The 14,641-nt window shown below is 53.8% G+C and carries 14 protein-coding genes; 5 read left to right on the forward strand and 9 right to left on the reverse strand.

All coding sequences use genetic code 11. The annotated features are described in order from the left end of the window. Positions 1-6 precede the first annotated feature (6 nt). Both AC2FNE_RS07495 and AC2FNE_RS07500 read left to right on the forward strand, forming a co-directional pair. Positions 7-864: a bile acid:sodium symporter family protein gene (locus tag AC2FNE_RS07495; protein ID WP_170607103.1), complete on the forward strand. Its 858-nt coding sequence runs from the start codon at positions 7-9 to the stop codon at positions 862-864. An 11-nt stretch (positions 865-875) separates the two neighbouring features. Beyond that, positions 876-2,537, forward strand: coding sequence for an FAD-binding dehydrogenase (locus tag AC2FNE_RS07500; RefSeq protein WP_496772758.1), 1,662 nt, complete (start codon positions 876-878; stop codon positions 2,535-2,537). Between the two features lie 12 nt (positions 2,538-2,549). On the opposite strand, the gene AC2FNE_RS07505 is transcribed toward AC2FNE_RS07500, so the two are convergent. The 3 genes from AC2FNE_RS07505 to AC2FNE_RS07515 form a co-directional block, all read right to left on the reverse strand. Beyond that, the gene (locus tag AC2FNE_RS07505; protein WP_254442587.1) at positions 2,550-3,290 is read right to left on the reverse strand and encodes a YbaY family lipoprotein; all 741 of its coding nucleotides are present in this window, start codon (positions 3,288-3,290) and stop codon (positions 2,550-2,552) included. Positions 3,291-3,386: 96 nt separating this feature from the next. Then, the gene (locus AC2FNE_RS07510; RefSeq protein ID WP_170479033.1) at positions 3,387-5,165 is read right to left on the reverse strand and encodes an SLC13 family permease; all 1,779 of its coding nucleotides are present in this window, start codon (positions 5,163-5,165) and stop codon (positions 3,387-3,389) included. 91 nt (positions 5,166-5,256) lie between these two features. After that, positions 5,257-6,069 carry a TIGR00282 family metallophosphoesterase gene (locus AC2FNE_RS07515; protein WP_170478710.1) on the reverse strand — a complete coding sequence of 271 codons (813 nt, stop codon included), beginning with the start codon at positions 6,067-6,069 and terminating at the stop codon, positions 5,257-5,259. 89 nt (positions 6,070-6,158) lie between these two features. On the opposite strand from AC2FNE_RS07515, the gene AC2FNE_RS07520 reads away from it, so the two are divergent. Beyond that, the gene (locus tag AC2FNE_RS07520; RefSeq protein WP_496805077.1) at positions 6,159-6,386 is read left to right on the forward strand and encodes a putative hemolysin; all 228 of its coding nucleotides are present in this window, start codon (positions 6,159-6,161) and stop codon (positions 6,384-6,386) included. A 13-nt stretch (positions 6,387-6,399) separates the two neighbouring features. Here AC2FNE_RS07520 and AC2FNE_RS07525 read toward each other — a convergent pair whose 3' ends face one another. Together AC2FNE_RS07525 and mgtE are read right to left on the reverse strand one after the other, a co-directional pair. Next, positions 6,400-6,963: a 5-formyltetrahydrofolate cyclo-ligase gene (locus AC2FNE_RS07525; RefSeq protein WP_496805078.1), complete on the reverse strand. Its 564-nt coding sequence runs from the start codon at positions 6,961-6,963 to the stop codon at positions 6,400-6,402. Then, entirely contained in the window at positions 6,960-8,354 is a 1,395-nt protein-coding gene (gene mgtE, locus AC2FNE_RS07530) for a magnesium transporter (RefSeq protein WP_496772753.1), read from the reverse strand. The genes AC2FNE_RS07525 and mgtE overlap by 4 nt, the downstream gene beginning before the upstream one ends. Before the next feature lie 138 nt (positions 8,355-8,492). Here mgtE and guaD point away from each other — a divergent pair, with 138 nt between their 5' ends. Further along, positions 8,493-9,788 (forward strand): guanine deaminase, encoded by a 1,296-nt coding sequence (gene guaD, locus AC2FNE_RS07535; protein WP_170607113.1) that lies wholly within the window; start codon positions 8,493-8,495, stop codon positions 9,786-9,788. Here the strand turns inward: guaD and AC2FNE_RS07540 are convergent. From AC2FNE_RS07540 to AC2FNE_RS07550, 3 genes are all read right to left on the reverse strand, one after another. After that, entirely contained in the window at positions 9,785-11,119 is a 1,335-nt protein-coding gene (locus AC2FNE_RS07540) for an 8-oxoguanine deaminase (RefSeq protein WP_496805079.1), read from the reverse strand. The genes guaD and AC2FNE_RS07540 overlap by 4 nt on opposite strands. A gap of 118 nt (positions 11,120-11,237) precedes the next feature. Continuing rightward, positions 11,238-12,029 carry a histidinol-phosphatase gene (hisN, locus tag AC2FNE_RS07545; protein ID WP_170607117.1) on the reverse strand — a complete coding sequence of 264 codons (792 nt, stop codon included), beginning with the start codon at positions 12,027-12,029 and terminating at the stop codon, positions 11,238-11,240. Between the two features lie 44 nt (positions 12,030-12,073). Then, positions 12,074-12,445 carry a helix-turn-helix domain-containing protein gene (locus AC2FNE_RS07550; protein WP_170478695.1) on the reverse strand — a complete coding sequence of 124 codons (372 nt, stop codon included), beginning with the start codon at positions 12,443-12,445 and terminating at the stop codon, positions 12,074-12,076. A gap of 341 nt (positions 12,446-12,786) precedes the next feature. On the opposite strand from AC2FNE_RS07550, the gene AC2FNE_RS07555 reads away from it, so the two are divergent. Next, the gene (locus AC2FNE_RS07555; protein ID WP_170478692.1) at positions 12,787-13,743 is read left to right on the forward strand and encodes an NADPH:quinone oxidoreductase family protein; all 957 of its coding nucleotides are present in this window, start codon (positions 12,787-12,789) and stop codon (positions 13,741-13,743) included. Between the two features lie 3 nt (positions 13,744-13,746). Here the strand turns inward: AC2FNE_RS07555 and AC2FNE_RS07560 are convergent, their stop codons facing one another. Beyond that, positions 13,747-14,628 carry a LysR family transcriptional regulator gene (locus tag AC2FNE_RS07560; protein WP_170478690.1) on the reverse strand — a complete coding sequence of 294 codons (882 nt, stop codon included), beginning with the start codon at positions 14,626-14,628 and terminating at the stop codon, positions 13,747-13,749. Between the last annotated feature and the right edge of the window lie 13 nt (positions 14,629-14,641).

The following is a 14,641-nucleotide window of genomic DNA, read 5'->3' on the forward strand; positions in this document are numbered from 1 at the left end:
TTGTATTTGGATCTTTTAATCAATGTGGGCCTGCCAATTTCCTTGGCGATAATCATGCTATCTTTGGGTATCGGGTTGGAGATTGCAGACTTCCGGCGCGTTCTAAGCCGCCGTTACCCTTTCGCCATCGGTGCAATATGTCAGGTGGTTCTTCTGCCCATTGCCGCATTTGCAACCGTAAAGCTGTTCGCTTTACCACCAGAGATCGCCGTTGGATTCATGCTGTTGAGTTTTTGCCCAGGCGGCGTCACCAGCAATATACTGTCAAAACTCGCCAAGGCGGACGTTGCGCTGTCAGTCAGCCTTACCGCCGTGATAAGCCTTCTTTCAATTCTGACCGTCCCAATCCTTGCTGCATGGGCAATCGGCCATTTCATGGGTGAGAATGCCCCAGAGGTTTCCATCAGTGGATTGGCTGTGGCCATGTTTTTGATCACGACATTGCCAGTGGCAATTGGTGTCGCCATCCGAAACTTTGCCGAGGGATTTGCAGACCGTGTTGATGCGCCTTTGGCCAAACTTGCAACAGCATTGTTCATACTAATCGTCGTCGCCGCTTTGGCCGGAAACTGGCAGTTGTTTGTGGAAAATCTTGGCGTGATGGGGGCAGGCCTGATCTCGTTGAATGTGGCGCTGTTACTGATTGGATTGGGTCTAGCGCGTGTCGCGAACCTTTCGTGGAAAGAGAGCAAGGCGATTTCAATCGAAACTGGTATTCAGAATTCTACACTTGGAATCACACTAGCAGCCCTGATTACTGGAACGGAAAGCGGATTCAGCCCACTTGCATTGCCCGCTGCAGTTTACGGGATCACAATGTACGCAGTTGCGATCCCCTTTCTGATCTGGTTCCGAAGCCGCTGAAAGGATGAACCATGGGCGAAAACAAGGCGGACGCGATTGTTGTTGGCGGTGGCCTTGCCGGTCTGGTTGCTGCGGCCGAATTGGGTGATCGCGGCAAAAAGGTCATTGTGCTGGACCAAGAACCCGAACATTTTCTGGGCGGTCAGGCGTTCTGGAGTCTTGGTGGCTTGTTCATGGTTGATACCCCAGAACAACGCCGGATGGGCATCCGCGACAACCGCGAACTGGCTCTTCGTGATTGGATGGGTAGTGCGCAGTTTGATCGCGAAGAAGACCGTTGGCCCCGAAAATGGGCCGAAGCTTACGTCGAATTCGCAGCGGGAGAAATGCGCCCTTGGTTGCACAAGATGGGTCTGCGTTGGTTTCCGGTGGTAGGCTGGGCAGAACGTGGCGGTTCGTTCGCTGATGGGCACGGCAATTCTGTGCCTAGGTTCCACATCACCTGGGGCACAGGTCCGGGTGTGCTTGAACATTTCATCCGCAGGGTAAAAGACCATGTGGCGGCTGGACTAATACAATTGAAGTTTCGGCATCAGGTAAGCCATATCATTATGCAAAATGGCTCTGCCAAGGGCGTATCCGGTGAAGTGCTTGCGGACGACACCGCCCAACGCGGTGGCAAAACCAACCGTGACGAAGTTGGTGAGTTCGAAATCTATGCACCATCGATAATTGTTACGTCGGGCGGGATTGGCGGCAATTTTCATATGGTACGAAAAGCATGGCCGCGCGAGCGTTTGGGCGAACCGCCCCAAAATATGGTGGCCGGAGTACCGTTCCATGTCGATGGGCGAATGATCCCCATCAGCGAGAAAGCCGGGGGACACATTATTAATGGCGATCGCATGTGGCATTACACAGAAGGTGTGCGGAATTGGGACCCTATATGGCCTTCGCACGGAATCCGCATCTTACCGGGCCCAAGTTCGATGTGGTTTGACGCCTGCGGCAACCGACTGAAACCGCCTTACCTGCCTGGTTTCGACACATTGGGTACGCTGCAAGAGATCCTAAAAACCGGATATGATTACAGCTGGTTCATTCTGACGCAAAAGGTGATCAAGAAAGAATTCGCCCTTTCTGGCTCGGAACAAAATCCGGATTTTACCTCCGGAAGTTGGAAAGAGGTGATCCGCCAGCGCATCCTTTCAGGATCAAAGGCAACGGCCCCTGTCGAAGCCTTTAAGGAAAAGGGCGAGGATTTCGTCGTCGCGAATACCTTGACCGAGTTGGTAGGTGGAATGAACCAACTCGGAGACGGCCAGATTGATGAAGCCCATTTGCGGGAACAGATTGAAGCGCGGGACTCGCAAATCGGCAATCCGTTTTCAAAGGACGCTCAAATAATGGCGATTCTCGCTGCCCGCAATTATCTCGGTGACAAATTAATCCGCACTGCCAAGCCGCACCGGTTCCTTGAACCTAAAAACGGTCCGCTTATCGCAGTCAAGCTGCACATCCTAACACGCAAAACTTTGGGAGGACTACAAACCAATCTGGACAGCCAGATGTTAGGCGCAGACGGAAATATCGTTCCCGGCCTCTTCGCTGCTGGCGAGATCGCCGGATTTGGCGGTGGTGGATATCACGGTTACAATGCACTTGAGGGCACCTTTCTAGGAGGATGCATTTTTTCAGGCAGAAATGCAGGACGCTCCAGAGCTGTAGCCTAGTGTGCCGCTGCGCTACGGTGTGCGGACGAAATTCACGACAGGTTCGCCAGCTTCATCAAGAAACACCAAACTGTTCCCTGAAACGGCGTAGGTCGTTACCTTTTGCAGTGCATCGAAGAACTGCTTTTCAACTTCTTCTATCGATGGCGGGCATGCCATCAAGGTAGCAGCCATATTGTCAGGGAAATTTATCGAATTCCCTGAAATCTCAACCTGACCGGAAAAACGGTTACAACCGCCAGTACCACCAAAAGTTCCACCCTCGGCAAATTCGATCTGCGGTTGCCGTTCGGCATTCAGCACGTCTCCGTTCAAACCGACCGCTGTCCACTTGCTGTTCTCAAGGGAAGCAAGGCCCTGCCCCGCCGCTTGCACAAGAACCAAATCGGCTGAATTTCCTGCGCCGTTTGTTATGACGGGATAGGCCTGATCAGTGGTCATTAGCAATTTGTCTCCCTGATACATTGTGGCGCGCACCACATATTGCATTCTGTCGTCGATCAAAGCGTCATCATAATTTAACTCAAACGGCGCGGGCACGCCCGTTAAAGCGTACCTTTGTGCGGCAAGGGTTACCGATGGTGCATCTGCTCGGGATACATCCTGAAGTTCCACAAATAATGTCGTGCCTGGCCGCACGGCTATTCTTTCGCGGTACGTTGCCGTGCCTTCGATCGTTCCTGCCAGTGCCCCGTTGAAAATGGTTGCCGAAGCCATCATGGAAAGCAGCGCGATCCGTCCTGTTTTGGCCATGGGTTCATTCCCTTTCGCAATATCGTGACTCAAAAGTCGTAAGTTCTTTTGAAATTACAAGGACATCTCCGAAAAATCAGCGGTTCTGTGCCGATATCAAAGGGGCCAGATGAGTGGGATCAACAAAGACGCTAATAATCCAACGGTCAGGTTAAGTGGCACACCTACCTTAAGAAAATCAGTGAACCGGTATCCACCGGGACCGTAAACCATCATGTTGGTCTGATACCCTATGGGCGTTGCAAATGAGGCCGATGCCGCAACCATCACTGCAACGACCAGCGGTCGCGGGTCAATTCCGACAGCCTGCGCCAGACCAATCGCGATTGGTGTTACGACAACGGCAACAGCATTGTTCGACACAAGTTCGGTCAGAATAGAAGTCAATAGATAGACGGCCCAGATAATCAGGAATGGCGGCAGCGAACTTAGCCCGGGTGCGACGGTTTCGACAATCAGCGATACGGCGCCGGACTCTCCTAACGCCGCGCCAATTGCCAGCATCGCGAAAATCAGAGCCAACAAGCGACCTTCAACAAAGGAAAACGCCTCATCCGCGTCGATACATCGGGTTATTAAGACGATTGCTACCGCTACAATAGACAATAAAAGGATCGGGGCCACGCCTAGCGCAGCCAATGCTACGATACCAACGAGAGCACCGATAGCGATAGGCGCATGGCTGCGACGGAAAGCGCGCACCGAAGGTTGGCCCACGTCCACCATATCCATATCTGCCGCCAGTTTCTGAATGTCAGCGGCGGCGCCCTCTAGCAAAAGGGTATCGCCGACCCGGACAACCAGATCATCCAGCTGCCGCCCTATGTTCTGATTCCGGCGATGCACTGCAAGGACATAAACGCCATATCGGCGGCGCAAACGCATCGCACCCAATGTGCGACCTACCATACGGCAGCCCGGCGTGATCAGGACCTCAACCGTCTTGGTTTCGACCGCTGAAACCTGATCCACACGCTTGAGCTCTTTGTTGGTCTGCAGGCTTAGTAACTCAGTCATTTCGGTTCGCAGTACTACCCTGTCGCCGACGTTCAGTGTCACTCCTTTGAGGTTGCGGCGTAGCGACTCGTCTCCGCGGACAACATCAATCAAGCGAACACCTGGACGTTTAAACAATTGCACACCAGTGACTTCGCGCCCAATCAGGTTGCTATCTGGTGGAATGACGGCCTCTGTAAAGAATTTCATCTTTGATTTGTCGCTCAGAAGGGACGCCAAGCTGTCGCGCTCCGGCAATAAACGCGGCGCAATAAAGCGCAGGTAAATCATGCCATAAATTACAAGGGCAATGCCCAACGGTGTGACTTCGAATATCGTAAACGCTGCCATTCCCTGCGTACGCGCAACACCATCAACCAACAGGTTCGTCGAGGTTCCGATCAGTGTCAGCGTACCACCCAAAATCGCTGCGTAACTGAGCGGTATCAACAACTTGGAAGCCGGCAGGTTCAACGTTCGCGCGATCTGTACGAACACCGGAATCATGACGACAACGACTGGCGTGTTCGAAACAACCGCCGAAGCGAGAATAACAAATGCCATCAGCAACCCAATTGCAAACCTTGGGTTTACCTGTGCTTGTTTTTGGGCGACAGATGTAAATGCATCCAAGGCACCAGTCCGGACGAGTGCTCCCATCACAATAAACATGGCTGCGATTGTCCAAGGTGCTGGATTGGAAAGAACAGTCAGCGCGCTCTGGTAGGGTAGAATGCCGGTTATTAGCATCAAGGCAACGCCGCCGATTGCCACGACCTCGGTCGGGTAGGCCTCGCGAAGGAACATTGCAAACATACCCGCGACAATTACCAGCGCCAGTATTGCGCTGGCCATATCTGTGAGTTGAAGGAATTGCATTACTGGTATTCTGTCCGAACCCTGGCCTGGCGCAGTTGCCTTTAAGACAGTGTCCCGCATTGGGCGCAACAGGGCAAGCCTGTCGTTTAGTTCAGGGTGCAGCCGGCTGCAAACACCCGCCAATCCGCACCATTCTTACGCTTTTCGCCTGCCCATCGCGATCATCTGTTTCAACAAAAACACCACTCAGGGTGGCTTCGCCACTGGCGGGCGTGAACCGAGCCTTTGGCATCCCGGTAATAAAGCGGCGCATAGGTTCCTGTTTATCCATCCCGATAACCGAGTCGTAGTCACCGCACATGCCGGCATCAGTCAAATAACCCGTACCGCGGGATAAGATTTGCGCGTCCGCTGTCGGAATATGGGTATGGGTTCCAACCACAAGACTTGCGCGACCGTCGCAATAATGACCCATGGCCATTTTTTCCGAAGTAGCCTCGCAATGCATTTCCACGATGATGGCCTGAGCCTGTCCGCCACGAGGATGAGATTTCAGGATCGGCTCGATGGCCGAGAAGGGATCGTCGAACGGGCGTTTCATAAACACTTGTCCAAGCACCTGTGCCACCAGAACCTTTCGGCCACCTGGCGCTGTATAAAGTCGATGACCGCGACCCGGAGCGCCCTTTGCAAAGTTGATTGGGCGCACGATACGCGGCTCGTTTTCGATGAACTGCAGCATGTCTTTTTGGTCGAAAGCGTGATCGCCTAACGTCAGGCAATCGGCGCCCGCATCCAACAACAGCTTTGCGTGGTCACCACTCAACCCCATGCCGTTCGAGGCGTTTTCGCTGTTCACCACAACAAAATCCAGACGCCAATCCTCCCGAAGACGCGGCAGGAGCTCTTGAACCGCGGCGCGACCAGCACGCCCTACAACGTCACCAAGAAATAATATCCTCATGCAGTCTGTCCTAAGTGTGGTATCCCGTTAGCACAAGTGATTAAACTGCCGCCCTCAACCGCCAGATCGAATTCCATTGGAGTTTCAACATGCACCGCTTTCTCGCCTCGACCATAGCCTTGATGACAGTCGTAGCCTGTGACTCTGAGCCCGAGCAATCGACGGAATTAGCAAACCCTGCTGCGACTTTCTGTATAGAGAGCGGCGCGAAATATGAAATCCGCGACGGCGTGAATGGTCAATCGGGCGTGTGCATTCTGCAGGACGGCAGCGAAGTAGACGCGTGGGAATATTTCCGAGAAAACAATCCTGGCTGAAATCGGAGCCAGTCTAAGACTTGATCGAAATGACGCGGCTTTCCGTGACCACCATATCTAACAGCTGATCAGTAGGCTCTAACGGCAGCTCTGCCACCTCCTGCCCATCAAAGGCAAATCCAATAGCGAGTGTCGGATGGTTGGCACGCAACCTTGCAAGGGTACGGTCGTAAAATCCGCCTCCATAACCAAGGCGTCCGCCGCTAGCGTCGAACGCCACCAAAGGTACGATCAAAATCTCGGGATCAAAGTAGTCCTCTATTTCCGGAACTTTCGCTCCAAACGGGCCATCCTTCAGCGTGCCTTCGGGCGTCCAGCGGGAAAACTTCAACGGTTGACCCGCGCCTTGAATAACGGGAACGCCAACCGGACCATAAGCAGCTGCTTCTGCCATTGCCGGCAGTGGATCAATTTCGGTTCGGATAGGAATGTATCCCGATAGGGGCACCCCGCGATACCCTGCCAACACCTCAGATAATCTACCGGCGGATCCTGGCAACCTTAGATCAAAGGCCGCCTTACGGCGTTCAAATGCGGCTTTTCGCGCAGCGGCTTTTTTTTCGGTCAGATCGGTCAAAGTAGCACCACGCTTGCAAGTCCAAGGAAGATAAAGAAACCCATGACATCTGTTGTTGTGGTTACAAAGGTTCCAGATGCAAGCGCAGGGTCAACTCCTATACGATCCAACGCGACTGGAACGACCGTTCCGACAAAACCAGCTATGATCATATTCACAACCAATGCCGTGCCGATCACAACGCCCAGCATCGGTGAGGCGAACCACATCATTCCAACTATGCCCAATACGACGGCAAAACACAGTCCGTTCAGCATGCCAACCAATAACTCTCGTCGGATGACCCGCAGAACGTTTGATCCGGTAAGGTCGCGAGTGGCCAGCGCCCGCACCGCAACGGTGAGGGATTGCGTCCCGGCATTTCCGCCCATTGACGCAACGATAGGCATCAGAATGGCCAAAGCTACCAACCGATCAATCGCAGCCTCAAACTGGGAAATCACCAGTGAGGCACAGATTGCTGTACACAAATTGACCGCAAGCCAGGGCAGGCGTCGTTTGCTAGTGGCGGCAACGCTGTCGGACAACGAACTTTCGTTACTCACGCCCGCGAGGTGCAACATATCCTCTTCGTATTCTTCGTCCAGAACGACCATTGCATCGTCGATGGTGATGACACCGACAATACGTCCATCCGCATCCACCACTGGGGCTGAAATCAGGTGATACTGATTGAACGCATAGGCTACATCCTCTTCATCCTGATCAACGGGGATGGTGTGGAATTCCTGTTCGGCGATGTCGCGCAAGGCTATTTCACGCCGCGCGGCCATAAGTTTCCCGAGTGTAACTTGCGCAGTTGGCTTCAAACGGGGATCGATGAGTACCACGTGATAAAACTGCTCTGGCAGGTCGTCGTTGGCCCGCATGAAGTCAATTGCCTGACCAACCGTCCAATGCTCGGGCGCCATAACAATCTCGCGCTGCATAAGTCGGCCGGCCGAGTTTTCCGGGTAGGCCAGTGCCTGCTGTGCCGCATGGCGATCTGTCTCCTCCAGCGCGTCAAGAATGGTTTCCTGCTGTGGCTCTTCCAGATCTTCCAAAAGGTCGACGACATCGTCGCTTTCCATTTCGCGAACCGCCTCGGCAAGTACGTCGGGACGCAGTACAGCGATGACCTCTTCTCTGACGGCTTCATCCAATTCGGACAAGATGTCGCCATCAAATTCCTTGTCGTAAAGTCGGATAAGACGCGAGCGGTCGTAAGGATTAATCTGCTCCAGAAGGTCCGCAATGTCGGCTGGGTGCAGTGGCTCCAATAACTCGATCAGTTTACCGCGATCATCAACATCCACCGCATAAAGAATGGACGCCACTGTTCTGCGATCAAGCGCATAGGCGTCCTCCTCCCGCGGTTGGTCGGGTCCGGCTTCGTCTTTGACTGTAGTCATGCGCAACCCTCGCGTCGGTGATTTGCGTCTAAATAGAAGAAGCAGCTACCAGAAAACAATGACAATGCGCAGATTTACCCGCAACATGCGCCCGCTTATGCTGTAACGCAGCACAAAACTGGGTGGAGTATGGGAAACATGCCTCAAAAGACGTTACTGAAGGGGCGCGTTCTAAGCTTTTTGGAGTCACCTTTCGCCACCGAACCGACACGGGCGACAAATACTCATGAGGCGGTACTGATCGAAGACGGGAAAATAAAAGCACTGGGTTCGATAGCCAAATTGTCGCAAGAGCATCCAGAAGCGCAAGATGTGGAATATGGCCAGCACCTGATCATGGCAGGGTTTGTCGACCCTCATGTGCACTACCCGCAAACGGCAATGATCGCCAGTTGGGGTAAGCGTCTTATCGACTGGCTCAATACTTACACTTTCCCTGAGGAAATGAAATTCGGTGATCCCCGATACGCGTCGGAAATTGCCAACCGCTATCTTGACCTCACGGCATCGCACGGAACGACCACGATGTGCAGCTTCTGTACGATACACCCAGAGAGCGTTGACGCGTTTTTTGAGGCTGCACAATTGCGTGGGCAGCGCGTCGTGGCAGGCAAAACCTGTATGGATCGCAATGCCCCTGAAGGCCTCCGCGATACGGCTCAAACCGCCTACAATCAGTCGCAAAGCCTGTTGGAAAAGTGGCACGGGGTCAATCGGCTGTCCTATGCAATCACGCCACGATTTTCGCCGACGTCGACGCCTGAACAGCTTGAGGCAATGGGTGCTCTTTGGGCAAAGTACCCTCAATGCCTGATGCAGACGCATCTGTGCGAACAAACCGACGAAATCGAGTGGGTCCGATCTCTGTTTCCGAATGCCCGCGACTATCTGGATACCTACGAACAGTTTGGTCTGTTGGGCGGTAACGGGCTGTACGGACACGTCATTCATCTTGAAACACGCGAGCGTGAACGTCTGCGCGAAGTGGGCGCGGCCCTGATACATTGTCCGACCTCAAACACGTTTATTGGATCTGGCTTGTTTGAACTGGATGACCTTATGCGACAGGGGCACAGGATCGGTCTGGCCACAGATACGGGCGGTGGGTCCAGTTTCTCGATGCTTCGTACAATGGCAACTGCCTACGAAATCGGACAGTTGCAGGGAACGGCACTCCACCCGGCGCAATTGCTATGGCTGGGCACGGTTGGTTCCGCGCAGTCACTTCGGATGGATGACTGCATCGGAAATATTGCGCCAGGATTGGAGGCCGATTTGGTCGTCCTTGATCTTGCGTCGACTCCTGACATTGCGCAGCGAGAAGCAACGGCTGAGGACCTTTGGGAGGCTGTGTTCCCAACCATCATGATGGGCGATGATCGGGCGGTTGCCGATGTTTGGATTGGAGGAAACCGGGTCAGCCGAAAACCTTAATTCCGCAGAGCGCGGGCAAGTTGATTCTGGCGTTCTATCGCTGTTGGCAAATCGATAGTTGTGACGTGACCACCACGCACGATTTGTCGTCCTTCTACAAAGAGATGTTTGACACGCATCGGACCGGACAACAGCAAGGCCGCCGGGTCCCAACTGCCCGCGCTCTCAATACTCCGTGTATCCCAAACCGCAATATCGGCGCGTTTTCCAGGCATCAAACGACCACAGTCAGGTCGGTTCAGAACATCTGCACCGCCTCGTGTTGCGATCTCCAGCGCCTCACGGGACGACATGGCGTCGGCCCCGTTTACAACGCGCTGCATCAACATCGCCTGTCGGGCTTCGAGTATGAGATTGCCATTGTCGTTGCTGGCGGAACCGTCAGCGCCAAGGCCAACGTTTACCCCTTGGTCACGCATTTTTCGAACCGGAGCAATTCCCGATCCAAGACGACAATTTGAGCACGGGCAATGGGCCACTCCTGTCCCAGTTCTGGAAAATAGGTCAATTTCGACGCTATTCAGCTTCACACAATGCGCGTGCCAGACATCCGGTCCTGTCCAACCCAGATTTTCAGCGTATTGGCCGGGGCGACAGCCGAACTGAGCCTGAGAATAGGCGATATCTTCATCATTTTCGGCCAAATGGGTATGCAGCATGACGCCTTTGTCCCGCGCCAGCAACGCTGTGTCCTGCATCAATTCTTGACTGACTGAAAATGGCGAACATGGCGCCAATCCCACCCTGCACATCGCGCCTTCCATCGGATCATGAAACGCATCCACGACGCGGATCATATCCTCTAATATCACGGACTCTGGCTCGACTAAGTCGTCTGGCGGAAGGCCGCCGCCGCTTTCCCCGATACTCATCGCGCCACGCGTCGGGTGAAACCGGATGCCAACCTCGGCGGCCGCCACGATGGTATCGTCCAGACGAGATCCATTGGGATAGAGATACAAGTGATCAGAGCTGAGCGAGCATCCTGACAATGCCAATTCTGCCAGCCCTATTTGGGCCGAAGTAAACATCTCTTCAGGGCCAAACCGCGCCCAGATGGGATAAAGCGTTTTAAGCCAACCGAACAATAGGGCGTCCTGACACCCTGGTACTGCGCGAGTCAGAGTTTGGTACAGGTGATGGTGGGTGTTCACCAACCCCGGCGTTACGACACATCCAGTTGCGTCATGCACTTCGCCTGTGGTCTCTAACCCATGACCGATTTTTGCGATTTGCCCATCACGGATCAGCAGGTCGGCCTGTTCCAGTTCACGCCGCTCGTCGTCAATTGTTAGAATAGTGTCAGCGTTACAGATCAAAAATTCAGACATTTTTCGCGCTCCTGCAATTGCCCGTCTCATGCAAATGGAGTGCGAAGCTGGTGGAAAACGGGCTCAAGAACCAGCACGTGAAAATGGTAATCTTTCACTACATCGACAGCAACAGAATTCAATATTGCTTTAAGATTTCCAAAGCCGCTGCATGCAGCTCGGCGTTGGCAGCCGCCAGAGCACGCCCCCCACCATGAGCTGGGTCGCCTTTCCAATCTGTCACAACCCCACCGGCTGCGTGAATCAACGCGATTGGAGCTTGGATGTCGTAAGAATTCAGCCCCGCCTCGATAACAAGATCGATCTGTCCAGCAGCCAGCAAAGCATATGCGTAGCAATCCATCCCGTATCGGGTCAGCTTAGCGTGCTGTGAGACAGCGCGAAACGCCTCAGCCTCACTCGGAGTGCCGACTTCGGGAAAGGTAGTGAACACAATTGCTTCTTCAAGCGACTGCGTCTTGCGTGTCGTCAGTTTGCGTTGACCGGCCGGTCCCGTAGCAATGGCCAGTTCACCCTGTCCCATGAATCGTTCGCCAATATAGGGCTGATCAATCACACCCAGGCATGGACCGGTTTCATTACTAAGCGCGATCAGGACACCCCAGGTCGGCGTACCGCTAATGAACCCTCTTGTTCCGTCAATTGGATCTAAAACCCAAGTTCGACCGCTGGAACCCGCCGAATGTCCAAATTCTTCACCCAGAATGCCATCGTCAGGTCTGTGTTCGGCAAGAACAGCTCTCATCGCCTTCTCGGCCGCGCGATCGGCGATAGTCACTGGATCGAACCCACCCTCGACCTTGTTGTCCGCTTCTAGATCGGGCTGCCGGAAAAATGGCAAAATGGCCGCGCGCGCTGCGTCGGCCATTGTTTCGGCTATCTCAAGATCATTGGATGGGCTGTGTCGCATGTGGTACCCGTGCGATCACTGCGCCCCATTGTCAAGTGGGTCGATCAGGCAACTTCGCTCAGTACGCGGGCGAGTTCGAAAAGCCTGCGGCGCTGATTTTCTGGAATGGCGTAGTATGAGCGGACAAGATCCAGCGCTTCCTTGTCTCCCATTAGATCGGCAGGAACCGACTTTTTGTCATTGTTGCCTTTGGTTTCGTCTTCCAGGCCTTCGAAGAAAAAACTGACCGGGACATCCAATGCCTCTGCGATATCCCAAAGGCGAGACGCGCTTACACGGTTGGCCCCAGTTTCATATTTCTGGATTTGCTGAAACTTGATACCAACCTGCTGCGCTAACTGCTGCTGGGTCATGCCAATCAGCCAGCGGCGATGCCGGACGCGTTTGCCAACATGAACATCGACGTGATGGGTCATTGGTACTCTCCTTTTTAACTCAAACAACCATCCGGGAAATCGCTACAACACACACCCCGGCACAGCAGCGGGATGCTGATTACAAACTCCCCAACTCGGATACTCCCCCCGAATGGCACCCTTAAGCACTATGACGCATTCCATCTATTTTTCAAGCGGGTTGTATTCGGTGTTGCGAATAGTTGTTTGTGGTTGTGTCAAAAAGTTCATCTGTGTGAGTTCGTTTTCAGATTGGAAACAAAATTCGGCACCTACTTCGCAGAACACATCGCACAGACTCTTTCGAATTGACATTCATTGCGCGTCTATTGCCTATGCCCAAGACGATCAGGAGGGCCCACATGCTTGCGTATTGTGTCGAGACTCAAGGAAAACCGCCAACGCTGACAACTTTGGCCTTACCGACGCCATCCGACGGGCAAATACGTGTGCGGATCAAGGCTTGCGGCCTGAACTTTGCGGATCTTTTGATGCAGAAAGGCACGTATCAGGATACGCCCGAAGCCCCTTTCGCTCTGGGAATGGAAGTCGCGGGCATTGTTGACGAAATCGGAAACAATGTTTCGACCATCGCTCCGGGTGACCGTGTGGCGGTTTATTGTGGTTTTGGCGGGTTGGCTGAATACGGTGTCTTTGACGCAGATCGGGCGGTTCCTCTTCCCGAAACAATGAGTTTTGAAGATGCTGCCGCCATTCAGATTGCTTACGGAACCAGCCACATCGCGTTGGACCATCGCGCGCGGCTACAGCCGGGCGAAACGCTGCTTGTAACTGGTGCGGCAGGTGGTGTCGGCCTGACTGCCGTTGAGATTGGCAAGTTGATGGGTGCCAAAGTCATTGCTCAGGCGCGCGGCGCCGAAAGGCTGTCGGTAGCCGCGAATGCCGGAGCTGACTATCTGGTCGACGCCAGTGAGGACCTGCGCGAACGCGTTCTATCTTTGGGTGGCGCGGATGTTGTTTATGACGTGATTGGTGGCGACGTTTTCAATGCTGCGTTTCGGGCCACTAACCCAGAAGGCCGCCTATTGCCAATAGGTTTTGCAGGGGGCGAAGTGCCAAATATCCCAGCCAACCATTTGCTGGTAAAAAACCTGACCGTGATTGGACTGTATATCGGCGGATATTTAAAGTTCCGCCCCCAGATTGTGCAGGAAAGTTTTTCGACTCTGTTTCAATGGCACAAAGCAGGGCGGATCAAGCCCCATATTAGCCACGTCCTGCCACTTGGACAGGTGGCCGAAGGGATGCAATTGCTAAAAGATCGGAAGTCGACGGGTAAAATCGTGATTTCACTTTGAACCCTAGGCGACAACTGCCTTAAGCGGTGAGCCCCCGAGCATGAGAAAGTTCTGCCGTACCAAAGAAGCAAGGGCGTCAACAACTGCGTCACGTCCTTTATCAGCCCCATAAAGATTGATTCGGTGTGCAGGTAACTCTGGCAGGGCGCCACCCGATTCGATCTGCTCAAGATGGGCAGCCTCGGTACCGTCGAGCATCGCGTGAACGGCCAAGTCTGCGCTTACAGTCGCCTCGATGGTGCGGTCATTCTCGGTTTCAACAGACAATTCCCATGGAATACCTGCTGCATCCAAAGCAGCGATAACCTGAGGACGGAACAAGCAGCGTCGTCCAAGTGCAAGCGGAATTGGTCGCTTGCGCCATGCCGAACCGCCCGGCGCGCCGATCCATCTAAGTGGAAGTTCGGCAATAGTCTCGGCTCCGTCTGCTCCAGAAGCCTCCGTGGTAAGTATGAGATCGCATTCGCCGCGCCGGTACATCTCTTTCAATTGCATCGAGTAGGAAGAAACTAGTTGCACGCGTACGCGCGGAAAGTCGGCGTTGAAGCGCTGCAATACACGTGGGATAGCGGGGTAAACAATGTCATGGGGCACACCCAGAACGACTTCGCCCTCAAACGCCTGATCCGTAAGCTTTGAAATAACTTCATCGTTTAGCGCGACGATGCGGCGGGCATAAGCAAGCAGTTGCTCGCCTGACGCAGTGAGCGCAATCGTCCTTCCGCTGCGATCCAAAAGCTCCAGTCCTAAAAGCTCCTCAAGTCGCTTTAGCTGCATTGAAACTGCTGACTGGGTCAGATGCAGAAATCCCGCAGCGCGTGTTACGCCACCGTGATCAGCAACGGCAATAAAGGATCGAAGAGTTGTAATGTCCAAATTACGCATATTCACGATTCCT

Source organism: Ruegeria sp. YKSD179, from assembly GCF_059612885.1.